Raw genomic sequence first — 26157 nt, forward strand, 5'->3', positions numbered from 1 at the left:
GCCCATCCGATGATGCGGCGTGGGCCCATGCTGCCGAATAGCTGCCCGGTGCTGCTCAGTGGGGTAGCCGGCGTTTTGCTCCCATCCGTAGGTTGGAAAAGCAGCAGCTAGCTCCCGCATCCGTTCGTCGCGGAATGTCTTGGCCAGTACCGAAGCCGCCGCGATATTCAGAAACTTAGCGTCGCCCTTGACGATGCAGGAGTGCTCGATGCCCGGATAAGCGCGAAACCGGTTGCCATCGACCACCAAATGGGTAGGCACTACGCCCATCTGGGCCACGGCCCGGTGCATGGCCAGGTAGCTGGCTTGCGCGATGTTGATAGCTGCAATTTCTTCGGGAGAAGCCTCGCCCACTCCCCAAGCCACCGCCTCTTGACAGATCAGAGCTCGTAGCAATTCACGCCGCTTAGCCGTTACTTGTTTGGAGTCGGTAAGGCCCGCAGGGCGAAAATTGGGAGGTAGTATAACCGCAGCGGCAAACACGGGCCCGGCTAAGCAGCCGCGTCCAGCTTCATCGAGGCCCGCCTCCAGCGGCTGATCGGTGTAAGAAGCGAGTAGCATATTGGCTACAAAGCTAGGCGCTACCGGCCCTACAAACGGCCATAAAGTCAACGCTCCTCCCGGGGCTAACCCGGGAGGAGCGTTTCTATGTAAGCCAAGAAGTACGCTCGTTAGTGCTTGCCAGCTGTGCTGCCGGTTATCGCGTTGGGCTCACCACGGCGCCGGCCTTGGCTGTCGCGCGGGCCCTCGTCGAGTTCGGCGTCTTCGTCGGTGCTGATGTATTCGTTGGTGAGGGGGCCGAGGCCACCGGTTTGCTGTTGTAGCTCGGATTCTACTTGAGCGTGTTTAAGATTGAAAAGGGGGTCGCCGCTTTCGTTGTTGTTCTGGTTGTTTGCGGGCTTTTTCTGCGAATTAGCCATAAGGTCGAGTATGTCGGCCGGGATGTGGTCGGCCGGCCCTCATAAGTTACGGCATTAACTAATATGGAGTTAAGCCTATGTTATGACTTCGCTAAAAAGAAAGGGCACTGCTTAAGACCAGCGCCCTTAGCCGTTCGCAAAGGCCTCATCGACCCTGTTTTTGCACAAAGCAGGGCCGGTAGCAGGCTCGGCTAAGACACTGACCCGCATTGGCATCGTGCAGCCCAGAATAGAAGTGCTGCTGCCGGCTACTTCCCCGAAGCGGACGCCGTCGACCTAACACCCTACTTCAAAAGCGTGGTTACACAGCTCTTAAGCCGTCTACCAGATCAGCAAGGCATTCGTCCCAATAAGTGCAGCCAGAATCAATGGCTATTTTGCCGCTTCAAAAGATCTTCATGAGCCATTCCTCTTCCCTTCCCGACGAGCAGCACAATCCTTGGCAAATACTGAGCACTGAGACCAAGTACCAAAACCCTTGGATCAGCGTCCGGGAAGACCAAGTTATTAATCCTAACGGAGGCCGCGGCATTTATGGCGTGGTATCGATGAAAAACAAGGCCCTAGGCATTATCCCCGTCGATGCCCAAGGCAACACTTGGTTAGTGGGTCAGTACCGCTACCCGCTCAACGAGTACTCTTGGGAAATACCCATGGGTGGGGGCCCGGTGGAGCTGGATATTCTGGAATCGGCCCAACGCGAGCTAAAAGAAGAAACCGGCCTCACGGCTCGGCGCTGGTCCAACATTGCTCGCCTGCATACTTCCAATTCCGTGACCGATGAGGAAGGGTTTGTATTTCTGGCTGAGGACTTAGAGTATGGTGACGTAGAACCCGAAGAAACCGAAGAGTTGCACCTCTGGAAGCTTCCCCTAACCGAGGCCGTGCAGATGTGCATGGACAACCGCATCACCGATGCCATCAGCGTAGCAGGTTTGCTCAAGGCCGAACGCATTCTAACTGCCAGAGGCCGCAACAGCTAATGCAGTAGATACTCGGCTTGGCCGATCATGCCCCGATAACATAACCCGTCTCCCTCAGGTACGGCACTCTCCTGCACCGATTGCCTGCAGGCTAGTCACTTCATCACGTTCTCACCTGTTACCTTTGCGTTATGCGAAGGCTGCTCCAGTTTATCGGTCACCGCCTCTACACGACCTGGGCTACGTTCTGGTTTGTGATGCCATTCCTCGTGACGTATCCGTTGCAGTGGCTGCTCTCGAAGCGCCCGGCTTGGCACCGCTACCTGCACGGGCTCAACCGGGCGTGGTCCATCCTGTTTATCCGGATGTGGGGCATGCCCGTCACGGTAGTGCATAAAAAACCGGTGCCGCCCGGCCAGCCGTGCGTGTACGTGCCCAATCATAGTTCTTATATTGATATTCCCTTGCTGTTCAAAGCCATTCCGGGCCACCTGAACATCATGGGTAAAATCTCGCTGACCAAAGTGCCGCTTTGGGGCCCCATTTTCGGCCGCGGCTATATCAGCGTCGACCGCAACAGCGCCGTCAGCCGTGGCCGGGCTTTTGTGCAGGCTCGCCAGACACTGCAAGCAGGCCGCTCCATCGTTATCTTTCCCGAGGGCGCCATTGCCGAAAAGCCTGGCGAAGAGCTGTTGCCTTTTAAAGACGGGCCTTTCCAGCTAGCCGTAGCAGCTGGCGTGCCCATTGTGCCCGTCACCATGTCGCACAACCACCGCTTTATGCCCGATGTAGGCGGCCTGCGCGTACGTTATTCCCCATTGCGCATCGTGCTGCACGAGCCCATTTTCACCGCTGGCCTGACAGCTGCCGATATTCCGGCACTAAAAGAGCGGGTTCGGCGTATCATCAGCAGTGAGTTTGACCCCGCAGCGGCTGGCATCCCGGCTCCGAGTAGCTTGCGGACTCCGGTTTCCGTGGAGCCCGAACTATGTGTTAGCTCCCGCGTGGTACGCTAATTTTCCTGATCTGACTTTCAATTCCGCCTCTCTGTGAGCACCGATCTGAATACCCTACGCCAACTGGCCCACCTCTCCCGCCTCGAACTTGATGAGCGCAACGAGCAGCAAATGCTGTCGGACCTGAACAAGATTCTGGATTGGGTGGAGCAGTTGCGTGCCCTTGATACTTCCAGCGTGGAGCCCTTGGTACACCTTTCCCACGAGCTGAACGTGCTGCGCCCCGATGAGCCGCAGAACACCATCAGCCACGCCGAAGGCCTGCTGAACGCCCCGCGTAAAGACTCCGATTATTTCCGGGTACCCAAAGTGCTCGAATAGCGCGTGCCAGCTACCACCCCGACCCGTCCGGTTGCCCTACGCGGTCTGCTGACCGGGTTGGGCCTACTCCTGCTGTTGGCCTTAGGACTGACGCTGTTCTTCTATTTTCAAGGCGAAGCGCATACTTTCCCCATAGGGACGGTGTCGCAGCTCACGCCCGTTCCGCTCACGCTGGCCCAACTGCCGGCCGGCCCCGACAGCCTCGCGCTACAGGCCAACGGCTACCTTGTCACGCAGACGCGCGACGTGGCAGGGCCTTTTCTGTGGCCTACGGCGGCCGCTATCTGGGTAGTGTTACTAGGTATCAGCCTAGCAGTCTGGCTAGCCGTCATCAGCCAACAAAACCGGCCTGCATTCGTGGCCGGAGCGGCTGTTGTCATCTTTCTGCTCATGTCGCTCAGCCTCGATGTGTTGGGCGTATTTGATGAACAGCATCAGTACTTCCTGATTCTGACGCTGGTGCTGCTGCCGGGAACGGCTTTTCTGTTGCATGCTTTCTTTCCAGATGTATCCCTGACCTGGCGCCTCTTGCTGTTTGGGGGACTGGTGGGCGTGCTAGCAGCTCTTTTGTTTGCCCGCGCGCCGCATTCAGCCGAAGCCGTCGTGCTGCACCTGGCCGCTTACGGCACCATGAGCGGAGCGGTGGCTATTGCACTGCTTACTGTCTGGCTAGGTGGCGAACTGATTTACGGGCTTCTCTGGCTAAACACCCAAGGTCCGACGCCCCAAAGCCGCTTCGGCCTATTGCCCTTTTTGCTGTCGAGCCTGTTGCTGATCGGCATAGCCTTATTCTACCACCTAAACGGTGGCGAACTGGCCATTCTGCCCGGGGTTCAGTTTGAGCCTTACCTATTGCTGCTCATAGCGGCCGGTATTGGCTGGTGGAGCTTACCGCGGCGTCAGCCTACTTATGGCACTTGGATTCCTACGGAGTCCGCTGCGCCTTTGTATCTGGCTGCATTGCTGTTTTCGCTGGGTTCTTTAGCATACGCCGCCGCCACCGTCAATCAGCCGCTGCTCAATGCCGGGCGGGCCTTCACGGCGCTGGCATTTGCGGCTATCGGCAGCGCCATGCTGGTTTACGTGCTGCTGAACTTTGCACCCCTGATTAGCCAACGCTTGCAAGTGTACCGCGTAGCTTACGAGCCCCGCCGGGTCCCCTTCTTTGCGGTGTATGTACTAGGGGTTGGCATCGTAGCAGCCGTGCTGTTGCGCGACAATTTCGAACTAGTCGACGTGGCTCGCGCTGGCCAATACGTTCAGCTAGGCGACCTGACCCGGCACGAGAGCGAACAACAGCCCGACAACCTCTACCTGGCCCTACTGGCGGAGCGCTACTACGCCGAAGCCGACCAGCTTGATCCGCGCAATGCGCGGGCCGCGCTTGGCCGTGCTGCTTTGTATCAGGCCCGGGCTCAGCGCCAAAATGAAATTAACATCTTGCGCACTACCTTGCTGCGCGAGCCTAATGAAAGGGTGCTGCTGCGTCTAGCCGCTCGCTTCGATGCCCCGGCCGACTTCTTTGACCGCCAGCAGGTGCTACGCCAGGGCTTACGGGCTTTTCCGGCCAGCGCTGCTCTAAACGGCGAGCTGGCCCAGCTGTATTCCCGCTCGACGCTGGCCGACTCGGTACAGTTTTACTACGACCGCGCCGTAACCGCCGATGCCTCAGATCCGGTGCCACATACCAATTGGCTGGCTTACCTCCTGAAAAATGGCCAACTCCAGCCGGCTCAGCAAGCTAGTGCCGCAGAGGCGCATCCCAAATGGCCCGCTTGGCAAAACAACGTGTATGTGCTCGACCTGCTCCGCGGCCGCTACCAAAACGTAGCAACCAACAAGCCAGCTGTCGATACGGCACTCACTGTGGCTCAGTTTGCGCAGCTATACCATGTTGGGCTTGCCCAAGCTGTCCACCGCGACACTACGACTCTCCCCATGGTGCGTCAGCTGCTGCAGGTTCGCGCCAATGACCAGTACGCCGATCAACTCAATTTCCTGAGCGGCTTACAGCTACTTCGTAGTTCTTTCCCGGCAGGTGGGTTTGAACGCTTGGAAGCTTTGGCCAGCGGAGCTACGGGCGGCTATTATCATCAGGTGCTCGGGCATTATTTATTGGAGCGGGGCCTGTACGCTTCAGCCGCCGAACGCTTCGCTTTGGCTGAGCAAACCGGCAACCCCGCGGCCGCTGTGCCCCGAGCTTATGCTTTAGCTTGGCAAGGCCAGACCGATTCGCTGCCAGCAGTAGCCCGGCGTGCGGGGCAGCTAGTTCCCGCAGCGGCGCCGGCATTGCAGCGCCTGCTCAGCGGTCAGGTGACCCGCCCGGCTGCTCCTTCTCAGCCACTGGCACAAGCCTTCAAGCAGGCCCAACAACTTGCGAAGCGTAATCCTAAGGAAGCCGCTCAGCAGTATCAGCAGCTTACGCAAGCTGATCCGTTTGATGAGGCAGGAGTTTTGCAAGCCGCCGACTTTTTTCTGGCCCAGCAGGATGCTTTAGGGGCTTACGAGCTAACGCGACGGGCGCTATCCTATAATCCGGAATCGGTACTATTGCTGCAACGCTACGTGCTAGCAGCCGTTGATGCAGGACTTGAGGATTATTCTATGAATTCTTTAGACAAAATTCGTACATTGCTCTCCGCATCAGAGTTCAACACCTTTTTGACCTTTTACGACAAGCGGCGTGCCGCCCACCAAGCCGCCGTAGCACCCTGGAACTAACCCCACGTTATCATGCTGCCGCCTGTCATCGAAACCTCCGAAATTTCAAAGCTGTACCGCATGGGCATGGAAGAAATTCATGCTCTGCGCTCGGTCACCATCCGCATCCAACGAGGAGAATATGTAGCCTTTATGGGCCCTTCGGGCTCTGGCAAATCTACCTTGATGAACATTGTGGGATGTTTGGACACCCCCACCACTGGCTCATACATCCTCAATGGCAAGGATGTGAGCCGCATGACGGATAACCAGCTAGCCGATGTGCGTAACCGCGAAATAGGCTTCGTTTTCCAAACATTCAACCTGCTGCCCCGCGCCACTGCGCTCGATAATGTAGCTCTACCCCTCATTTACGCTGGCTACTCCAAGTCTGAGCGGGAAGAGCGGGCTATGGAGTCGTTGCGCAGCGTAGGTTTGGAAGCCCGAGCCAAGCACAAGCCAAACGAGCTGAGCGGTGGTCAGCGCCAACGCGTGGCCATTGCCCGCGCCTTGGTTAACGACCCCAGCATCATCCTCGCCGACGAGCCTACGGGCAACCTCGATACCAAAACCAGCCATGAAATCATGGACTTGTTTGAGGCACTCTATGTGAAAGGCAACACCATTATTATGGTAACGCACGAAGAAGATATTGCCCGTTATTCCCACCGCATTGTGCGCCTGCGTGACGGACTGGTGGAAAGCGACATGCCCAACCACGATGTGGCTACGCACCACGTAGTGGCGAGCGGACACCATTAATCCTCTATTTTATAAGATATAGGTACTATGCCCTAGCTCGAAAGGCTGGGGCATTTTCGTTAAGGGTATTACCTTCGCTGCAGGCAACCTAACATTCGTTTGCTACGTCAGTTGTAAGTAACACAATCCTTTTCAGTGAAAATTTACACCCGCACCGGCGACCAAGGTCTTACTTCACTTATCGGCGGCACGCGCGTGCCCAAGTCGAGCCTGCGCATCGAAGCCTACGGCACCGTCGACGAGCTCAACTCTTGGATTGGCCTGGTGCGCGACCAAGACATAAACCAGCCTTACCGCGAGCTGCTGAAGCACGTACAGGACCGATTGTTCACCATTGGTGCTACGCTGGCCTCGGATCCAGAACGCTCGCGTATGCAACTGCCAGATTTGCTGGAGTCGGATGTCACCGAACTGGAGCAGGAAATGGACCGGCTCAATGAAGGCCTGCCTGAGTTGCGGCACTTTATCCTGCCCGGTGGCCACCCAGCTGTGTCGCAGGCTCACGTTACCAGGTGTGTGTGCCGCCGGGCCGAGCGGCTTACCATTGCCCTGCGCGAAGATTCATTTGTACCCGACTTGGTAGTGAAGTATCTGAATCGGCTTTCTGATTACTTGTTCGTCTTGGCTCGACAAATGAGCAAAGACCTTGGGGCTGAGGAAATAATCTGGCAACCGCGTCAATAGCGCGTGCGTTCTAACTATAGCCCCTCAGCATTCTTTGTATATTCCTGCATTCCCCACCGCTTTCCCCTTTAGTCATGCTTGATACGCTGACGATTCGCACCCAGCAAACCGCAGCTTCGCGGCTTGGTGAGCTGGACCCGGCCAACATTGAGTTTGGCAAAATCTTCTCTGACCACATGTTTGCCGTCGATTACGCCGGGGGCGAATGGCAGGAACCGCAGATTGTACCGTTCGGCGACATGGCCGTGAGCCCGGCCAATTCGGCCTTGCACTACGGACAGTCGGTATTTGAGGGCATGAAGGCTTACAAAACAGCTACCGGCGACGTGCAGCTGTTCCGCCCACTCGACAACTGGCGCCGATTGAACGTCTCGGCCGTGCGCATGTGCATGCCCGAGCTGCCGGAGGAATTATTCATGCAGGGCTTGTCCCAGCTGATCCGCTTAGACTCAGGTTGGGTACCCAGCACCCCGGGCAGCGCTCTGTACATTCGTCCCTTCATGTTCGCCACCGACGGCTTTATCGGCGTGCGCCCCTCGGACACCTACCGCTTCATGATTTTTACCTGCCCGGTAGGAGCTTATTATAATAAGCCTTTACGGGTGCGTTTTGAGGAGAAATTCGTGCGTTCGGCTGAAGGCGGTTCCGGCTACGCCAAAGCGGCCGGTAACTACGGCGGCGCTATGTATCCTACCAAGCTGGCTCAGAAGGAAGGCTACCATCAGTTGCTCTGGACTGATGCCACCGAGCACCAATACATAGAGGAGTCCGGCACCATGAACGCCGTATTTGTTATTAATGGCAAAGTAGTAACACCGGCACTCAGCACTTCCATTCTGGACGGCATCACCCGCCGCAGCGTATTGCAGCTAGCCCGGGACTGGGGCATGACCGTAGAGGAGCGCAAAATTTCTATTCATGAAATTTTGAACGCTCTCCAGCAGGGCACCATGCAGGAAGCTTTTGGTGTAGGCACGGCCGCTACCATTGCGCCCATTGCCACCATCGGCTTCCAAGGCACTGATTACACGCTTCCCCAAGTCCCAGCCGACGCTTTCTCGCGCCGCGTAAGCCAAGCACTGGATAATATCCGTACCGGCTTGGCTCCGGATCCTCACAGCTGGATGGTTCGGATCTAAGGGTTGTTTTGCATTTGAAAAGAAGCTGCCTGCTGCCGGTACATTGCCGAAGCAGGCAGCTTCCTTTTATGCCGACTACATTTGTATCCCGCCGCACGTCAAGCGGCGGCCCTTTTCCTAATTTTCACCCTCTACCCTTTCGCTCAGATGACTACTGAACAGGTGAAAGACCTGAGGGGCCGCGTGGAGGCCCTGAGGAGGTATCTTTGACTACGATAACCGCAAAGCCCAAGTAACAGCGCTGGAGCAGCAAAGCCAATCGGCTGGCTTCTGGGATGATTCGAAAAAAGCCGAAGCAACGCTGAAAGAATTAAAAGGCATCAAGGTCTGGACCGACGATTATGAAGCGGCCGAAAAGACTTTAGAAGACCTTGATGTGCTCTTCGATTTCTATAAAGAAGGCGAAGCCACCGAAACAGAGATGCGAACTGAGTATGACCGCGCCTTACAAGCGGTGGAAAAACTCGAGTTTAAGCGCATGCTCTCCAACGAGGAAGACCAGCTGTCGGCCATCATCGACATAAACCCTGGCGCTGGCGGCACCGAAAGCCAGGACTGGGCCGAGATGCTCATGCGCATGTACATCATGTGGGGTGAAAAGCACGGCTTTACGGTGCGCGAGGTCAACTACCAGCCCGGCGAAGGTGCAGGCATCAAGTCGGCCACGCTCGAAATCGAAGGCCAGTTTGCCTACGGCTACCTCAAAAGCGAAATCGGGGTACACCGGTTGGTGCGTATTTCTCCATTTGACAGCAGTGGCAGGCGGCACACATCCTTCGCGTCGGTATTTGCCTATCCCGTGGTGGATGATACCATTAATATCACCATCAACCCCTCCGACATTACCTGGGACACGTTCCGGGCTGGTGGCGCGGGTGGCCAGAACGTAAATAAGGTAGAAACCGCTGTGCGCCTTACTCACGCGCCTTCCGGTATTATCATCGCCGTTCAGATTGAGCGTAGCCAGCTCATGAACAAAGAGCACGCTCTGCGCATGCTCAAGTCGCGCCTGTACCAAATCGAGATGGACAAGCGCAACGCCGCCCGGGCGGAGGTAGAAGCCGGCAAGAAGCGCATTGATTTCGGCTCTCAGATCCGCAACTACGTGCTGCACCCGTACAAGCTCATCAAAGACATCCGCACCGGTGTGGAACGCACCGACGTGCAGAATGTGCTTGATGGCGACTTGGATGATTACATCAAGGCTTGGCTGATGGAGAACTAACCTTCCCGTGATGCAATAAAAAAGGCTGCCAGCATGCTGGCAGCCTTTTTTATTGCATCACGGGAAGTTATCGAACGTCCCAGAAGATTTTGGTAGTCACCTGGTCACCGCCAATGGCAGTGGCCGCAGCATTGTAGCTAGCGGTGTTCAGATTCTGCTCCTGCACGGGGTAAGGCAAGCGCAAGGGCAAATCCGACAGAGCGTTAGCCGCACGCGTCAGCGAAGGTGCATCGAGGCGACGGTATTCGCGCCAAGCATCTACCGGCTGATTGTACAGCGCAAGCCACATTTGCGTCCCAATCTTCTGACGATCGGTGCCCGGCGCGGTAGCGTAGACCACGTCCGGACGTGCGAGGTAGGCATTCGCCTCGGTTACCGAGTTGCCCCATTCCGTAATAGAAGCTCGTACGCCAGCCTCGTAGTGAGAAGCTTCGGTGCCGGGCACCCCAGCAAAGCCGCGGTCCAGCGCATCGGCCAGCAAAAACTCTACTTGAGCGTACGACAGCAGCACACCTGGCAGCGTCGGGTTGCGTAGTTTGGTGCCAGGCAGCGAGCGGCTACGGCCGCTGTTGCTGCCGCCTGGGGTACCACCCACGTAAACGAGCGGCGGTGTATCTTGGCTATTCAGCGTGGGTTGAAAATAGTCATCCAAGCGCGGATCAGACTTTGCCTGCAGGGCGTCGACCAATGTATTGGCGGCTACGAAGTCACGACGTCCGCTGGTTACGAGGTCTTCGTACAGCGGATTGGTATTGGGCAAAGACGCGGCGAAGGCCAAGTCAGCGTTGTCCGCGTTCGAGGTAAATACGCCACCGTTAGCCGTATTCAGCGCCTGCTGCACCAGCGTAGCCGAGCGGCCGGGGTTTACATCGGCCGTGGTCATGGCCAATCGCAGTTTAAGCGAGTTGGCAAACTTGCGCCAGCCGTTCAGGTTGTCGCCCGTATTGGTACCGTAAATCAAATCCGAGGTTTCGAAACCATGACCTCCGGGCGTGTTCAGCTTGGTAATAGCCGCGTCAAGACGTGTGATTAGGTCAGAGTAAACAGTCGCAGCGTTGTCATAAGCAGGCTGCGGATTGCTGATGTCCAGCGCCTGGCTGTAAGGAACGTCGCCGAAAGTGTCCACGAGCGTTGCCCACGTGTACACATTTAGCACCTCGATGATGCCCTGCTGCACGCTACGGTCAGCCGCCGACATCACCGGATCAGCATCAAGCGAAGTTCGAGCCTCCTGCAGGTCGCGCAGCACGTCGCGGTAAAGCGCGTTCCAGAAAGAGGTATTGATTTGACGGGTCTGAATATCGTAGCGGCTCTCGTCGAAGTATGTGGTCTGAGCCCAGTACTGTACGTATAAGCGGAACGGGTTCTGGTTAACGTTGGTGCTAACCAATGTACGCACCAGGTTGCGTTGAGCATTAGCCACCAGCGTATTCGCCGTCACTGCCGTAGCCGCCTTGGGGTCGATTCGGTATTCATCCAGCGTATCTACGCACGAGGTCGTGAGTAGCATTGCCGGTACAATAGCAAGAAGTAACTTTTTCATGTTGAATCTCGTGTTTGGGTACCGACTGGATTAGAAGGTAAACCGAATGTTGCCGCCGATGGTGCGAACGGACGGGTATGCCCCCGAAGAGTAACCTTGGCCAAAGTTGCCCGAGCTCAGGGCATCTTCCGGATCAGCGTCGGGCATGTTCTTGTGGAGAATCCACAGGTTGCGGCCTACGAGCGATACATCGATGCCTTTCAGCGCCGAAAGACGGTTGACAAAGCCAGCCGGCAATGAGTAAGTGAGGGACACTTCGCGCAGTTTGACAAAGCTGGCGTCGTAGACAAACGCCGCATTAGGATTGTGCACGTAGCCGTAAAGGCCATACTCGCTGTTGTCGACGCGGACGTCGTTTGGCGTGCCGTCTTCCTTCACGCCCGGCAGGATTACCCCACCACCTTCGTCGAGCGGATTACGCGAGGGGTTGCCCAAGTCGTTGAGACCTGCCGTTTCGGGCGTCAGGCCCGTGGCCATACCGTAGTAGCGGTCGAGCGAGAAGACGCTACCGCCCTTGCGGATGTCCAAGAGGGCGTACAACGACAAGCCTTTGTATGAAACAGTGTTGGCGAGGCCTCCGGTCCACTTCGGATTCGGATCGGCAATTTCGTTGTTCGCTGTTGGCGTTTGCATGTAGTAGCCGTCGGCGTCTACCACACGCTGACCGTCGCGGTAGACGAAATCAGTGCCACGCAGTACGCCGAAAGGACGGCCCACAGTTACGTTGCTCGAGATACCGCCTTGGTAGTTGGCCACTACAATGTTATCCACGCCGCCTTGTAGGCTCACCACTTCGTTGCGGTTGAGGGTGAAGTTCGGCGAAACGGTCCAGGTGATGTTGTTGCTGCGCACCGGGGTCACATAGCCCGAAATTTCGATACCGCGGTTACGTACTTCCCCAGCGTTGATGTACTGCTGGTTGTAGCCCGTAGCCCGAGAGATGTCAGCCGGGATGATCTGGTTAACCGAGTTTTGCTGGTATACCGTGAAGTCGAAACCCAAGCGGCTTTGGAAGAAGGCCATTTCCACGCCAGCTTCGGTGCTCTTGGTACGCTCGGGCTTCAGGTTCGGGTTGCGGCGCAAACCAGCTACCGAGAACAATGCCACGTTGGTGTTGTTCGCCGCAAAAGGCGTAGGCTTGTCGTACTGGTCATTCACCAAGTAGCCTGTCAGCGTCGAGCCTACTTCTGCGTAGTTGATACGTGCCTTGCCGTACGAGAGCCAAGTCTTGTCTTTCAGCATCTCGCTGAACACGAAGCCGAGGGCTACCGATGGGTAGTAGTACGTGTTGTTATCCTTTGCAAGGGCCGAGTGCTTATCACGACGCGTCGTCAGATCCAGAAACAGCATTTCGCGGTAGCCGATGGTGGCGTTTGCGAAAAGGCCATCTACCCCGGTGCGCAACTCAGCCTCGACGGGCGGCAGCAGCGGCGATACGCTGTTGGACAGCGAGTACAAGCCCGGTACGGCCAAACCGCCGCTGGTGCTTGCCCGGATTGAAGAGGTATGCTCCCGACGGATGTTAGCCCCAACCAAGCCACGGATGCTAAGGTTCTCCGTGATGTTGCGGTTGAAATTTGCAATCAGGTCGTAGTTCGCCTCTGAGAAATTCCGATTGAAGCGCTGGTAGTAAGGCGGCTCCGTAGAGCTGGTCGAGCCCACGTTCTGGCGCTCTTCCTGAATTTCGCTGTAGGTATCCAGCGTCGCGCGGCCCATCAGGCCAAACCAGTCGTTAAACTTGTAGTTAGCTACCACGTTGCCGAAGTAGCGGTTACGCGTGTCGGTCTGGTAGTTTACCTCGCGGGTCCAGTATGGGTTGTCCCAGTAAATGGGCGTCAGCTCTTCCGGGTCGGTGTAGTTCCAGGTCAGGTTGCGGCGGGTACGCTCATAAGCAGCCTTCTGATCCTTGATGTCCACGTTGGTCTGCCACCACTGACGGAAGTTGGTCATCAGGTTGGTGCTCCCGTAACCCGTGCCGTAGCGGCCGCGGCCGTCTACGCGGGTGTAGTTGATAGCAGCGCTGGTCGTTAACTTGGGCGTCACGTTGAACGACGCAGCCAGGTTCACAATGTTCTTGTTGACCGAGCTATTGGGCAGCACGCCTTGGTCGCGGATGTTGTTGTAACCGAGCTTGAAGTAGCCACGGTCATTGCCCCCGTCGATGAGCACGCTGTTGTTAAGCGTCACTGCTGTCTCGAAGATGCTCTCTGGACCATTCGCGGCAGCTACCCACGGCTTGGCCTTGCCGAAGTTCGGCGAACCCGGATCAAAGGCATCCCACTGGTACACCATTAGATTCGGGTCGAACCGGCCGCCATACGATGCGTCTTCGGAGGTCGGTGCTACCAGGTCGTCCACGCCGTCGCCGTTCACATCCCGGTACAGGAAGCGGCCCGTTGGGTCTTCGTAATAAGCCCCGTAGCCGGCACCGTACTCCTTTTGGTATTTGATGAAGGTGCTCTTGTCAATGCGGCCCATTGTAGCGCCCGTATTAACAGTTACTCCCAGTCCTTTGCGGCCCTTTTTGGTGGTAATCATGATTACCCCGTTTGCCGCCCGCTCACCGTAGAGTGCCGTTGCGGCAGCACCCTTCAGCACCGTGGTTGTGGCAATATCATCGGGGTTGATGTCAGCTCCAGCATTGCCGTAGTCGTAACCTCCACGGCCTGTTTGTTGGTCCGCGGTATTGGTATTGGCGTTGCTGATTGGTACCCCATCCACCACAAACAGCGGCTGGTTGTTACCAAACAGGGACTTAGTACCGCGGATCAAAATGTTGGATGAGCCGCCTAGCGTGTTGCTCTGCCGGATCTGTACACCTGCTACTTTACCCGACAAACCATTAATGAAGTTCGGGTTACGAGCTTTGGTGATGTCTTGGCCTTCTACCTGCTGCGCAGAATAAGGCAATGAGTTTCGGGTTCTTTCTACACCCAATGCTGTTACTACTACTTCGCTTAGCTGCCTAGTGTCTGTAGACAGACTAACATTGATGGTTGAAGCATCAGTAATGGAGCGCTCAACGGACAGGAAACCAATAGAGGTGAAAGTCAGCGTAGTAGCACCGGCCGGTACATTTAAGCTAAAGGCGCCATCAGCATCAGTTGAAGCTCCAGTGGTAGTGCCCTTAACCAGTACAGTTACACCGGGTAGGCCCTGCCCATTAGCTGCATCCGTGACGCGACCGGAAATAGTCCGGCTCTGCGCCGCTGCCTGTTGCACCAACATAGGCGCAACGAGCAGCATAGGGAATATACTTTTTCGCATGTGGTTTGGTAGGTGGTTTGGTGAATGAATGCAACCAAACGTAGTTATTTTTAATGTCTCCTTGCACTTACCAACAATTAAAACATAACAAACCTTGATTAACATATTGAAAATAAAATGGATAAAGACCTAAGAAAATATAAAGCAAAATGCAATTATATAACAAAAGCTTAATGTTTATACACGTTTAAGTTATACTTTACATAAAAAGTATAATTTGCACAACACCTACACATACTCCCTTTAAAGCCTGATAAAAAGAACTGATTTTAATATAGCTTTATAAACATTAATTATAACTATTGCACATGATGTAAAGGATTCTCCGTAAATTATTAACATTTACATTCCCCCATAAAGGCTGTTTGATATAAACTATATTATAAAAATTTCAACCCTATATATTCACTTAAACAGGCCCTAATTTTCTTAAAATGATTTTGATGGTCGGAAACATAAAGATCCTGCATGATTCTATATATTAGCACACTAGAACCCTCCTCAACCAGCACCACCCGACATTCATCAGGCTCTACAGCTTAGCTTACGAGCTTCTTTGCCATGAAAGCGTCATAGCTGTAAGGTTCTATCTATCACACCCGTCCAACACCCATTTTCTCAGCATGAAAAAACTTTTACTTGGGTTAGTGCCTTTGGCCACTATCGTGCACCAAGTGGATGCTCAAACCCGGAGCGTTTCCGGCCGCATCACTGATAAAAACACCGGCGAAGGCATTCCCGGCGTTACTGTCGTAGTGCCCAATACCACCGTCGGCGTTTCGACGAGTGCAGATGGCACTTTTACGCTTGACTTACCAAGCGGACAGAACACCATTCGTATCAGCTCGGTAGGCTACTTACCAGTTGAAAAGAATGTCTCGAACGATACCAAAATCAACGTAGCACTAGCTCCTGACACCAAGGAAATTGGGGAAGTAGTAGTGACAGGCTATGGTGGCTCGCAGGATATCAAAGACATCACCGGCTCTTACGCCAAGCTTGATCAAAGCAAGCTGACCTCGCAGCCCGTACAGAGCGCCGACCAAGCCTTGGCGGGCCGCATTGCTGGCGTACAGATTACTAACACGAGCGGTACTCTCGGCGACGCTGTGACGGTACGAATTCGCGGCATCAACTCAATCAATGGCAGCTCTCAGCCTTTATTCGTAGTGGATGGGGTGCCAATGACCGAGTTCGGCAACATGAACGTAATGACGGCTGGTTTGCGCTATAACCCGCTAGCCGACATTAACCCCAACGATATTGAATCCATGACCGTGCTGAAGGATGCTTCAGCTGCGGCCATTTACGGCTCCCGAGCTACCAATGGTGTAATTCTTATTACAACCAAGAAGGGCAAGAATGGTCAAGCGAAGCTTTCGGTGAATGCTTCAACAGGCTTTATGGAAGCCACCCGTCTTCCTAAACTACTCAACGCGAGTGATTTTCGGGACATTACCAATGAAAAGTATTATAACGTCAACCCTGGTGCTCCTGCCCCACTAGCTGTCAACGGTGACTCTGATGGCGACGGCATAGAAGACGAAACCGATTGGTTGAAGCAGGTGTTCCGCCGTGGCGCGATGCAAGATTACCAGATTGCCCTGAGCAGTGGTAATGATAAAGGCTCTTACTACGCCTCGGTTGGCTATTCTGACCTGAACGGCTCCTTGAAAGGCAACCGCTTGCGGCGTGCTAGCTCCCGCCTGAACATGGAGCTTACGCCTAAAACGTGGGTGAAAGCCGGCGTCAACATGAGCTACAACCACGCTTTTAACCAAGGCGTGCTTACCGACCGTTACTTAGCCGGAGCCACTGTGGCAGCGTACAATGCTCCGCCGAACGTACCGGCCTATGTAAATGGCTACTACTATTTGAACAATGCAAAAGAGGTTGGCCAAGGCTTCAATACGTACGACGGCACCTCGTTTGTATTGAACCGTTTCTTCCACCCTATTGCCAACTTAGAGCTGCAGCGTAACAATAACACGCAGCGGCGCCTGCTTGGCAATACTTACTTGACGTTGATTCCCGTCAAAGGATTAGGGATTACCACTAAGTTCGGTGTTGACTACCTAAACAACTTTGAGGACCAATACAGCAGCCCCGAAATTGCTGGTTTAGGTGCTGCCTTCGACGGCCTGGTGCAAAAAATTCGCGCCGACAACACCCTTACCACTTGGCAGAACTACGTCACTTACTCGCACATATTTGGCGAGAATCATAGCATAGATGCTACGGCGGGTTACGAGCAAAACCTCGAGTATTACCAGTCGCAGTACGGGTCGGCAGCGTTCATAGCAGACCCCAAATTCCAAGATATTTATTCGGGCCTTTTTGATCCAGTACAGTCCGGGCAAGGCGGTTCGCGCGACGTAACTGCTTGGCAGTCTATGTTCGGACGGTTGAACTATGCCTTCTCCGATAAGTATTACGCCACCTTCACTGCACGCCGTGATGGCAGCTCGCGCTTCGGGCCTGATCGACGCTGGGGCTTCTTCCCAGGTGTCTCGGCCGGGTGGCGCATCTCGCGGGAAGGATTTATGAGTGGCATCAGCTTCATTAATGACTTGAAGCTGCGAGCCAGCTATGGCTTGGTGGGTAATAGCGCGGGCATCAGTTCCTACGCTTCCTCAATCCTCATCGGCCAGGGTCAATATGGACCTTACCAAGGATTCGCCATCAACCAGCTCAACAACCCCAGCCTGCGTTGGGAAACGGGTAAGAAGCTGGACATGGGGTTTGATATGACTGTGTGGAAAGACAGAGCAAGCATTAACTTCTCCGCTTTCGACAACAACATTGACAACCTTCTTCTTCGAGAACCAGCTAAGCACACTACCGGAATTCCTAATTCCGCTATCATGCGCAACGTAGGCCGCATGTACAACCGTGGCGTTGAAGTAACCCTCAACACGACCAACTTAGAAACCTCCCGGGGATTCAAGTGGACATCCTCTTTCAACTATAGTTACGTCAAGAACCGAATTACAGAGCTTTCAACAGGGGGCGACGTACTCAGCTCTTATGATTTTGGGCGCGCGAGTGATACGCACTCTATCACGGACTTCAAAATCTTGCGCTGGGTAGGTGTAAATCCTGATAATGGCAACCCGCAGTGGTACGACAAGGATGGAAACATTAGGGAGTACAACCCGGCTACCAAGGTGTGGACGCAAAACGGTGAGACATCGGTAAATGGCCAGCCAGTACAGCCCGTAACCACGGCTTCCGATGGCGTGTGGATCGGTAAGCAGCGCTTCCCAAAGTGGTTTGGCGGCTTAGATAACACCTTCTCTTATAAGGGAATACAACTAGAGGTGTTTCTGCAGTACAGCGGCGGCAACTATCTTTATAACCTGACTCGCTCAAGCATGCTGACGAACTATGTCAGCAACAACTTTGAAGAAATCAAAGACCGTTGGACCACCCCCGGTCAGGAAACTGGCGTACCCAAGCTATACATCGGAGACAACGTCGACAAGCGTTTCTCCACTCGTTTTGTAGAAAAGGGTGATTTCCTGCGGGTTCGTCAGCTTCGTCTTTCCTACGTAGTGCCACAGGCAATTGGGCAAAAGTTTGGGGCTTCCCGCGCCAATATTTTTGCCATGGTTCAGAATGCCTGGGTATTTACAAAGTACTCCGGAGCTGACCCCGAGGTTAACTCAGCTGGTAATGAAGGCGTTGATGGCAATGTGGGTTACGGGGTAGATAACCGCGCTAACCCACAGGTACGCACTTACACGACGGGCATCAACTTCGAATTCTAATTTTTGTCTCTGCGACTTTCCTCCATGAAATATTTTGCTCACTCGCTGTGGCGCTTGTCCTTATACGGGCTGTTACTAACAACAGCAGCGGGCTGTGACCTGCTCCAGCAGGAGTCACCCCAAGACTTTAATCCTGATGATGTTTTCGCCAACCCTGGCCGCATTGAAAAGGCAGCGGTAGGCATGTACGATGCGTTACAGGATGGTTCTTTCCTGGGCAGCCGTGCTTTGATTTACTCCGATGTTCGGACAGACGATACCGAACCAACCGGCGCATTCTCCAGCTTAACCAATGGTAGCTTAGGAGCTGGTGACGCCTTTGCAGCTAATGCTTGGCAGGGGGGGTATCGTAGTATGTACGCTGCTAACTACGTAATGCGCGAACTTACGCGTCGTGACGGCGCTGGCTTGCCTGCAGAGCAGTTGAATCAGTACATGGGTGAAGGCAAGTTCATCCGGGCACTGTGCCACTTTACTTTGGTAAACCTATTCGCCCAGCCCTATAATTTCACGGCTGATGCCTCGCATTTAGGTATTCCCATTCAGCTGGATGCACCTAATGGGACGGAAGCATACGAGCCTGCTCAGAACCTATCTCGCTCCTCGGTGCGAGATGTATATGCGCAGGTAGAGCGTGACTTGCTCGATGCTATCAATGGCCTGCCGGAAACATACGGCGACCAAGCCGTAAGTACCTCCCGTGCTACCAAAGACGCCGCTCGGGGGCTGTTATCCCGGGTATACCTTTATAAAGGAGATTATACCAACGCAGCCCGCTACGCCGCCGAAATAGTAAACTCAGGCCGGCATCAGTTGAATACCACTGCAGCAGCAGAGTTTCGTTCGCTGAATATTTCGGAGCAAGCCCGCCCGACCAGCGAATCGATCTTCTTTATCGCCATGTCGCAGAACGACAACCCCAATACCAACGAGGCAATCGGGCAACACTACTCCCCTAGCCCGGGTCTGGGTGATATTGCAGTAGCTCCGTATCGGGATGCTCTTCCCGCTAATGACCGCCGCCGCGTAGACTTGGTTTCCCAACGTTCGGGCCGTGTCTGGACGCGCAAGTACAGCCTTGAACTAGCCAGCGGAGCAGCCGGTGGGCCTAACCGTGGGGCCTGGATTCCCATTGTACGCTATCCAGAAATCCTGTTGAACCGTGCTGAAGCCCTGGTAAAGCTTCCTTCCTTTACTCCTTCAGACACTACAGCGCTGCACATGTTGAACTTGGTACGTCAACGTTCAAAGCCTGCCAATGCACCTCGCTACCGGGCCAGCAGCTTTGCTACGAAACAAGCATTAATCGATGCGATTCTGCTAGAGCGCCGTTTTGAACTGGCTTTTGAAGGTCACCGCCTCTATGACCTGTTCCGCAATGAGCGCGGCGTTCCGGCTAGAGGCAACGCCGCACCCGCCATTCCTTGGAAAAGCGACCGTGCAGTTTTGCCAATTCCGGCCGCTGAAACACAACGAAATCCAAATTTAGTACAAAACCCAGGGTACTAACATTACTATAAAATAACGTCACAAGAAAAACCCAGCCTTTTACATGGCTGGGTTTTTTCTTTTCAATACCTTGTATTTTGATAGAAAACACTTTTTGATTCACCTAATCCAAAAGTCGTTGATGATTTTTGGACTTCCTCTTACTACATTTAAGGGGGAATTTTCTCACTTCACTCACTTACAATTCGCATGAACAAACTTCTATTGGGTCTCATCCCCTTGGCAGCGCTTGCGCACCAGGTGGATGCTCAGACTCGACAGGTCTCCGGCCGGGTTACCGACCGCGCTACCGGTGAGAGTTTGCCGGGAGCTACGGTGCTTGTAAAAGGCACCACCACTGGCGTTTCCACAAACGCCGACGGTACGTTTACCCTTAATGTGCCTACTGAAGGCGGTACGTTACAGGTAAGCTCGGTAGGCTATCTGACTATCGAACGTCCAATTGGTAATGATAACCAGATCAATATCGGTCTGTCTTCTGACACCAAACAACTTAGCGAAGTAGTAGTTACGGCCCTTGGTATCGAGAGAGATACCCGCTCACTGGGTTATGCTACGCAGGAAATTAAGGCTGACCAGATTTCACAGCGTTCGGAGCCGAACGTGCTGAATGCCCTGCAGGGTAAAGTTTCGGGTGTAAACATCACGACTGCCAGCGGTCTGGCCGGCGCGTCGTCGAACATCAACATCCGCGGCATAACTTCACTTTCGGGCAGCAACCAGCCGCTGTTCGTAGTGGATGGTGTTCCGATCAGCAACGACTTGGACCGCACTGCCAACACGCTCTTCGGTGCTCAGACGCCTAACCGTGCCTTGGACATCGATCCGGAAAACATTGCTAGCATCAACATCCTGAAGGGCCCGGCAGCTGCGGCTCTGTACGGCTCGCGTGCATCTTCAGGCGCCGTGATTATCACTACCAAGTCTGGAGCAGGTGTTAATCAAAAGCTGGAAGTAACCGTTACTTCGGGTCTTTCTTTCCAGCAGGTATACGGACTTCCCAAGTTACAGAACGATTACGGTCAAGGCACTAGCGGTGCTAACGTACTAACCAATGGTGACCCGAACACGGGTGGTACCGGCTCGTGGGGTCCGCGCTTTGGCACTACTCCTTCTCGTTTCAACGGTCTGCTTAATGCTGATGGCAGCATTCAGGATTACCGTGCTTACGAGAACAATATCACTGACTTCTACCGTACTGGCCGCATTTTGCAAAATGGCGTAAACATCGCCGGCGGAAATGCTGATCAGAACCTGTCGTTGAACATTAACAACACCAACCAGGACGGTATCACCCGCAACTCCGATTTGAACCGCACGAGCGTTCAACTTGGTGGTGCTACGAAGCTTCTGAACAAGCTGCGCGCTAGTGGCTCGGTGAACTTCATCCAGACCAACCTGACGGGCCCACAGCAGGGTAACGGGGGTTCGGCATTCGGTCGTTTGAACGTAGTGCCACGTAGCTATAACCTGCAAGGTTTACCCTACATCAACGCGACCGGCGGCAGCGTATTTATTGCTGGGGGTGAAAACCCAATCTGGAGCCTGGAGCGTAACCGCTCAGAGTCTAACACCACGCGCTTCATCAACATAGCGAACCTCAGCTATGACATCGCTCCGTGGTTGAACGTGGCTTACCGTGCTGGTTATGACACGTACACTGACCGTCGCACGCAGATCTACGACATCGGCTCGCTGCGCGCTGGTGCTGGTCAGGTTATTAACCAAACCACCTTCCGTGGTGAATTGAACGGTGACCTGCTCATCACCTTGAAAAAGGAGAACTTCCTGGCTGAAGGCATTGGCGCTAACTTCTTGGTAGGTCAGAATATCAACCAGCGTAAGATTCAAGAAGTAGGCGCACAAGGCGACAACCTGGTACTGCCAAACTTCTACAACATCTCGAATGCTACGACCTTCTCTAACGGTACGTACGAATTCGCTCAAACTCGTCGCCTGCTGGGTTACTACAGCCAGTTGACGCTGGATTACAACAAGTACCTTTACCTCGAACTAACGGGCCGCGCTGACCAGTCGTCGACTCTTCCGAAGGCGAACAACACGTTCTTCTACCCGTCGGCAACGGTAAGCTTTGTCTTCTCTGATGCGTTCAACATATCGAACGACATCTTCTCGTACGGTAAACTGCGTGCTAATGCTTCGCGCGTAGGTCGTGATGCAAACCCTTATCAGTTGGCTACTCTTTACAACGTAGCTAACCAAGGCAACAACGTAGCTAACATCAACTTTCCGTTTGTTATTAACGGTATCAGCTATGCCGGCTTCGATATTGGGAACGCCCTCGGTGGTGGCAATAGCTTAACGCCGGAGTTTACGAAGTCTTACGAAGGCGGTGCTGTATTTGGCTTCTTCAATAACCGACTACGCTTTGACCTGGCTTACTATCACACGATCAGTGAGAACCAGATTATTGCTGTAACCACTGCTCCTTCCACGGGTTACCTGAGCCGGGTGACGAACGTAGGTCGCATGGATAACAAGGGCATTGAAGCGCTGGTAAACATCAACCCAGTTCGCACGAACGACTTCCGTTGGGATATCGACGTGAACTTCACTCGCCTGCGCAACAAGGTTTTGGAAATTTCGGAAGGTGTAACTGAATCCTCGATTACGGGTAACGCCTTTACCGGCACGATTCCGTCCTTCGTAGTAGGTCAGCCTTATGGTGTAATCCGCGGCAACAAAAAGCCGACGGTAACTGACCCCAACAGCCCTTACTTCGGCCAATACATTATCAACGGCTCAACCGGTCTGTTTGCACCGGAACTGACCAACCAGGTAATTGCTGACCCGAACCGTGACTGGCAGGGTGGTATCAACAACACCTTCAGCTACAAAGGCCTGACGGCTTCGGTACTGGTGGATGCTACGGTTGGCGGTGATGTAATTTCGTTCACTACGGGCACTTATAAGAGCTTGGGTGCGTTGGAGGTAACGGGCAAAGATCGGGAAGCACCGCGCACCATCCCGGGTGTAATTCAGACTGGTGTAGGTGCTGATGGCACTCCTACTTACCGTCCGAATGACATTCAAGTTGATGCGCAGAGCTACTGGGCATCGTTTGGCCTGCAAAGCGACTTGAACGTGTACGACGCCACGGCTTACCGCCTGCGCGAAATCTCGTTGGGTTACTCTCTGCCGAAGCGTTGGTTGGAGCGTACGCCTTTTGGTCAAGCCAACATCTCTGTTTCGGGCCGTAACCTGTTCTACTACGCTCCGAATGCACCTTTCGATCCGGAAGTAAACACTCAGGGTGCTGGCAACATCCGCGGCCTCGAGTTGCAAGGTTCGCCGAACGCCCGCAACTACGGTGTTAACCTCCGCTTCACTCTCTAATAGTTGCTTCGCACTTTAAAATGAAATACACGAAGTTTTTAGGACTATCCCTTGCTGCAGCTGTGGCATTGGGTAGCCCGGGCTGCAGCCCGAGCGAGTTTCTGGATGTAAATACCAGCCCGAACAGCCCCGAAACGTCTCCCCCCACGGTATTGCTCACCAGCTCTATCGTGACTACGGGCTTTTCCAACGGTAACGAAATCAACCGTATCACCTCGCTGCTAGTGCAGCACGTAGCTGGTTTGGCTAGCCAAGCCGCTACGCAAGATGTGTACAACATCCGGGGCGGTCTGGATAACCAGTGGCAATTCGAGCAGTACGCGGGCGTTCTGGAGAATACCCAAGACCTGATCCGTGTAGCTGAGCGTACCAACAGCCCAGCTTACGGTGGTATTGCCAAGCTGCTGAAGGCTTATAACTATGCTATGGTCACTGACCTGTGGGGCGATATTCCGTACTCGCAGGCTCAGCAAGGCTTACAACTGCTTCAGCCGCGTTTCGACAAGCAAGAGGACATTTACAAAGGCAACGCTGCGCTTGGTATTCAAAGCCTGTTTGACTTGGTACGGGAAGGCCTTGCCGATTTGGACCGTCCCAGCACGCTGACGCCGACCGCTGCCGTTGACCCGGTTTACGGTGGTGACCTGGCTAAGTGGAAGAAAATGGGCAATACCCTGCTTCTGAAACTTGCTAATACGATTAGCCGTCGTGAACCTGCTTTGGCCCGCACGGTTATCAACCAAGTGCTGGCTAACCCCTCGAGTTATATCGTTAGCAACGCGGAAGACTTTCAGGTGCCGTTTGGTGGTTCGGTGGGCAATCAAAACCCCATCTACAGCTTCAACTTCGTAAACCGTCAAGACGACATGATGCTCAGCCAGCGCCTGTTGGACAGCATGCGTACGAAGAATGATCCACGCCTACCTTTCTTCTTCACTACCACGCCGACTCCTAACTTGACGTCGACGCCGACGGTAAACCCCACAGGTACTGTAACGACGCTTCCTGGTCCTGCAGGCGGCCCAGCGTTCCTAACCTTCACTGGTTTCCAGAACGGGTCTCCTTTAGCAGCTCCGGTTCGTGCTAACCGTTCGCGCCCCGGTGTTTACCAAACAGGTACGGCAGGCGAAGCTCCAATCCGTTTGCTCACGAATTTCCAAGTACTGTTCATTCGTGCTGAGTCGGCTTTGATCCTTGGCACCCCCGGCGACCCACAAACGCTGTATCGTGATGCCATTCGCGCTTCTATGACGAAGGCTGGTGTTTCGGACGCTGCTGTAACGGCTTACTTTGCTGCCAACCCCGCTGTGGCAAACCTGACCGGTACCGATCAGCAAAAATTGAATAAGATCATGACCCAGAAGTGGATTGCCTGGGTAGGCAACGGCTACGAAGCCTACAACGACTACCGTCGTACGGGCTACCCCCGTCTGGCTCTGGTTCAGAACCCACAAGGTGATGATCCGAACATGATTCCGGTGCGCTTCGTGTACCCGGCTTCGGAGTCTTCTGGCAATGTGACTAATGCACCAAACCCTGTACCTGGCACTAACGTGCGGGTATGGTGGGACGTTGACTAGTAACGCACTGCAAGTACCTTTTCAATTTTGCTTCTCATGAACAGAAATATTTTAAAAGTTTGCACCATAGCACTCCTCTCTTTGGGGGCTATGTCTTGCGAAAAGGACTATGGGGATAACCTGGGTCCAGTAGAAGACAGCATTTCGCCAATTCCTGTAACGGTAACTAACGCTGATGCTTTTGAGCGTTACCCAGTGGTTCATACCTCCTTGGCGAGCGGTGGTAACATCACCATCACCATGGAGATACCCGCTGACCGAGGCACGATCAAGGAAATAGCAAAAGTGGCTACTGGTCCGTTCTCGACCATTAACCTAGCTAACCTCAACAATGCCTCGCCAGTAACGGCACTGAATGGCACGGGTACGGGATCTAGCCGGGTAGTTACTCCCATTCCTGGTAACAACACAAATTCCATCACGTTCACTACGAACCTGAACACGTACCTGGCCTACCGTAATTCGCAAGGCTCTGCTGCAGTACAAGCTACGTTTGGTCCTGCTAACACCACGACCACTCCTGCTTCGCTGCCAGTGCCCAGCACTACGGCTACGCCTACTGACATCCAGTTCTACTTCCGTTTGACGCTGGCAGATGGCACGTCTCTCGTTCCGCTACCAGTACGCGTACGGGTACTACCCTAGTGTCTGTAAAAGGATCAAAATGAAAAACTCCCGGCTTCGCAGCCGGGAGTTTTTTTGTGACTACTATGTCCTATAAGTCATTGATGTGACTTACGACTTTTGAATTTTCCACCGTCTTTAGCCAACGTATAATCTTAGCAGCAGCCTCGACAGATTTAACAAGTTTGCCGTCTGTTTGTAAGCCTATGAATTGGTCAATCATACTAAATCGCACCGCCTCGGTTGAACGAATTTGCTCCTGCATACCCGTCTCAAGTACCCCGGGAGCTAGGCTGCGGATGCGTACGCCACTGCCGCGTAAGTCCTGCTCTTGTTGGGCGACTTGACTAAGCATGTCTAGAGCAGCTTTGGAGGCACAATAAGCGCCCCAGCCATCGACAGGGCGTTGGGCAGCGCCACTGCTAATGTTGAGCACTATACGAGGACAGGTTAGATGACCATAAGCACTAAGAAAAGTATTCATTAGCATGGCAGGCACGATAACGTTAACGTCAAAAACGAAGGCATAATGTTCGTTCTGCTGCTCGCCGATATAGCCAATCTCACCAATCACGCCTGCATTGTTGATGAGAGTAATACTCGTTGCGTGGGGGTGAGCGGGAAAGACCTTATGCAGGTTGTTTTGCACCGCTACTACATCGGAAAAATCTAGGGGCTGATGCTGGTAGCGGGGGTGTTCGATAGTTGCCTGACGCGAAACGCCTAACACCATAGTATCGGGCTGCGATAGAACTTCTTCAGCCAGCGCCTTACCCAGACCTCGGCTAGTGCCAGTGATAATGTAATAGTGCATGAG

Annotated in this window: 18 protein-coding genes; 13 read left to right on the plus strand and 5 right to left on the minus strand. The window is 54.0% G+C overall.

All coding sequences use genetic code 11. The features are described from left to right. The coding region (rnhB, locus tag AC5FXY_RS18390) for a ribonuclease HII (RefSeq protein WP_493558176.1) at window positions 1-561 on the minus strand (561 nt) is incomplete at its 3' end. 110 nt (window positions 562-671) lie between these two features. Next, complete coding sequence (locus tag AC5FXY_RS18395) at window positions 672-920, minus strand: hypothetical protein (RefSeq protein WP_493558177.1); 249 nt, start codon at window positions 918-920, stop codon at window positions 672-674. A gap of 398 nt (window positions 921-1318) precedes the next feature. On the opposite strand from AC5FXY_RS18395, the gene AC5FXY_RS18400 reads away from it, so the two are divergent. From AC5FXY_RS18400 to prfB, 8 genes are all read left to right on the plus strand, one after another. Further along, window positions 1319-1903: an NUDIX domain-containing protein gene (locus tag AC5FXY_RS18400; RefSeq protein WP_493558178.1), complete on the plus strand. Its 585-nt coding sequence runs from the start codon at window positions 1319-1321 to the stop codon at window positions 1901-1903. 131 nt (window positions 1904-2034) lie between these two features. Then, window positions 2035-2859: a lysophospholipid acyltransferase family protein gene (locus AC5FXY_RS18405; protein ID WP_493558179.1), complete on the plus strand. Its 825-nt coding sequence runs from the start codon at window positions 2035-2037 to the stop codon at window positions 2857-2859. A 33-nt stretch (window positions 2860-2892) separates the two neighbouring features. Further along, complete coding sequence (gene gatC / locus AC5FXY_RS18410; protein WP_493558180.1) at window positions 2893-3180, plus strand: Asp-tRNA(Asn)/Glu-tRNA(Gln) amidotransferase subunit GatC; 288 nt, start codon at window positions 2893-2895, stop codon at window positions 3178-3180. Between the two features lie 3 nt (window positions 3181-3183). Then, window positions 3184-5901: a tetratricopeptide repeat protein gene (locus AC5FXY_RS18415; protein WP_493558181.1), complete on the plus strand. Its 2718-nt coding sequence runs from the start codon at window positions 3184-3186 to the stop codon at window positions 5899-5901. A gap of 12 nt (window positions 5902-5913) precedes the next feature. Continuing rightward, window positions 5914-6642 (plus strand): ABC transporter ATP-binding protein, encoded by a 729-nt coding sequence (locus tag AC5FXY_RS18420; protein ID WP_493558182.1) that lies wholly within the window; start codon window positions 5914-5916, stop codon window positions 6640-6642. Window positions 6643-6777: 135 nt separating this feature from the next. After that, entirely contained in the window at window positions 6778-7326 is a 549-nt protein-coding gene (locus AC5FXY_RS18425) for a cob(I)yrinic acid a,c-diamide adenosyltransferase (RefSeq protein ID WP_493558183.1), read from the plus strand. Window positions 7327-7400: 74 nt separating this feature from the next. After that, entirely contained in the window at window positions 7401-8465 is a 1065-nt protein-coding gene (locus AC5FXY_RS18430; protein ID WP_493558184.1) for a branched-chain amino acid aminotransferase, read from the plus strand. Window positions 8466-8612: 147 nt separating this feature from the next. Continuing rightward, window positions 8613-9690, plus strand: a protein-coding gene (prfB, locus tag AC5FXY_RS18435) for a peptide chain release factor 2 (RefSeq protein ID WP_493558185.1) whose coding sequence is annotated in 2 segments (ribosomal slippage) — window positions 8613-8663 and window positions 8665-9690 — 1077 coding nt in all. Because the reading frame shifts where the segments join, the coding sequence is not laid out codon by codon here. A gap of 67 nt (window positions 9691-9757) precedes the next feature. Here prfB and AC5FXY_RS18440 read toward each other — a convergent pair. Together AC5FXY_RS18440 and AC5FXY_RS18445 are read right to left on the minus strand one after the other, a co-directional pair. Next, a complete protein-coding gene (locus AC5FXY_RS18440) occupies window positions 9758-11233 on the minus strand; it encodes a SusD/RagB family nutrient-binding outer membrane lipoprotein (RefSeq protein WP_493558186.1) in 1476 nt (491 codons plus the stop codon). Between the two features lie 30 nt (window positions 11234-11263). Then, complete coding sequence (locus AC5FXY_RS18445) at window positions 11264-14479, minus strand: SusC/RagA family TonB-linked outer membrane protein (RefSeq protein WP_493558187.1); 3216 nt, start codon at window positions 14477-14479, stop codon at window positions 11264-11266. Between the two features lie 644 nt (window positions 14480-15123). Between AC5FXY_RS18445 and AC5FXY_RS18450 the strand changes: the two genes are divergently transcribed. The 5 genes from AC5FXY_RS18450 (at window position 15124) to AC5FXY_RS18470 (ending at window position 25361) form a co-directional block, all read left to right on the plus strand. After that, entirely contained in the window at window positions 15124-18270 is a 3147-nt protein-coding gene (locus AC5FXY_RS18450; RefSeq protein WP_493558188.1) for a SusC/RagA family TonB-linked outer membrane protein, read from the plus strand. A 24-nt stretch (window positions 18271-18294) separates the two neighbouring features. Beyond that, window positions 18295-19779, plus strand: coding sequence for a RagB/SusD family nutrient uptake outer membrane protein (locus AC5FXY_RS18455; RefSeq protein ID WP_493558189.1), 1485 nt, complete (start codon window positions 18295-18297; stop codon window positions 19777-19779). Between the two features lie 189 nt (window positions 19780-19968). Further along, window positions 19969-23136 (plus strand): SusC/RagA family TonB-linked outer membrane protein, encoded by a 3168-nt coding sequence (locus AC5FXY_RS18460; RefSeq protein ID WP_493558190.1) that lies wholly within the window; start codon window positions 19969-19971, stop codon window positions 23134-23136. Window positions 23137-23156: 20 nt separating this feature from the next. Continuing rightward, a complete protein-coding gene (locus AC5FXY_RS18465; RefSeq protein ID WP_493558191.1) occupies window positions 23157-24716 on the plus strand; it encodes a SusD/RagB family nutrient-binding outer membrane lipoprotein in 1560 nt (519 codons plus the stop codon). Between the two features lie 90 nt (window positions 24717-24806). Then, window positions 24807-25361, plus strand: a complete 555-nt coding sequence (locus tag AC5FXY_RS18470) for a hypothetical protein (RefSeq protein ID WP_493558192.1) — start codon at window positions 24807-24809, stop codon at window positions 25359-25361. Between the two features lie 70 nt (window positions 25362-25431). Here the strand turns inward: AC5FXY_RS18470 and AC5FXY_RS18475 are convergent, their stop codons facing one another. Next, window positions 25432-26154 carry an SDR family NAD(P)-dependent oxidoreductase gene (locus AC5FXY_RS18475; RefSeq protein ID WP_493558193.1) on the minus strand — a complete coding sequence of 241 codons (723 nt, stop codon included), beginning with the start codon at window positions 26152-26154 and terminating at the stop codon, window positions 25432-25434. Window positions 26155-26157: the final 3 nt, after the last annotated feature.

This window comes from Hymenobacter sp. FMD4 (assembly GCF_058932745.1).

Coding starts and splice junctions, on each gene's coding strand:
- AC5FXY_RS18395 (WP_493558177.1), bottom strand. CDS start 920: ATGGCTAATTCGCAGAAAAAGCCCGCAAACAACCAGAACAACAACGAA.
- AC5FXY_RS18400 (WP_493558178.1), top strand. CDS start 1,319: ATGAGCCATTCCTCTTCCCTTCCCGACGAGCAGCACAATCCTTGGCAA.
- AC5FXY_RS18405 (WP_493558179.1), top strand. CDS start 2,035: ATGCGAAGGCTGCTCCAGTTTATCGGTCACCGCCTCTACACGACCTGG.
- AC5FXY_RS18420 (WP_493558182.1), top strand. CDS start 5,914: ATGCTGCCGCCTGTCATCGAAACCTCCGAAATTTCAAAGCTGTACCGC.
- AC5FXY_RS18430 (WP_493558184.1), top strand. CDS start 7,401: ATGCTTGATACGCTGACGATTCGCACCCAGCAAACCGCAGCTTCGCGG.
- AC5FXY_RS18440 (WP_493558186.1), bottom strand. CDS start 11,233: ATGAAAAAGTTACTTCTTGCTATTGTACCGGCAATGCTACTCACGACC.
- AC5FXY_RS18445 (WP_493558187.1), bottom strand. CDS start 14,479: ATGCTGCTCGTTGCGCCTATGTTGGTGCAACAGGCAGCGGCGCAGAGC.
- AC5FXY_RS18450 (WP_493558188.1), top strand. CDS start 15,124: ATGAAAAAACTTTTACTTGGGTTAGTGCCTTTGGCCACTATCGTGCAC.
- AC5FXY_RS18455 (WP_493558189.1), top strand. CDS start 18,295: ATGAAATATTTTGCTCACTCGCTGTGGCGCTTGTCCTTATACGGGCTG.
- AC5FXY_RS18460 (WP_493558190.1), top strand. CDS start 19,969: ATGAACAAACTTCTATTGGGTCTCATCCCCTTGGCAGCGCTTGCGCAC.
- AC5FXY_RS18465 (WP_493558191.1), top strand. CDS start 23,157: ATGAAATACACGAAGTTTTTAGGACTATCCCTTGCTGCAGCTGTGGCA.
- AC5FXY_RS18470 (WP_493558192.1), top strand. CDS start 24,807: ATGTCTTGCGAAAAGGACTATGGGGATAACCTGGGTCCAGTAGAAGAC.
- AC5FXY_RS18475 (WP_493558193.1), bottom strand. CDS start 26,154: ATGCACTATTACATTATCACTGGCACTAGCCGAGGTCTGGGTAAGGCG.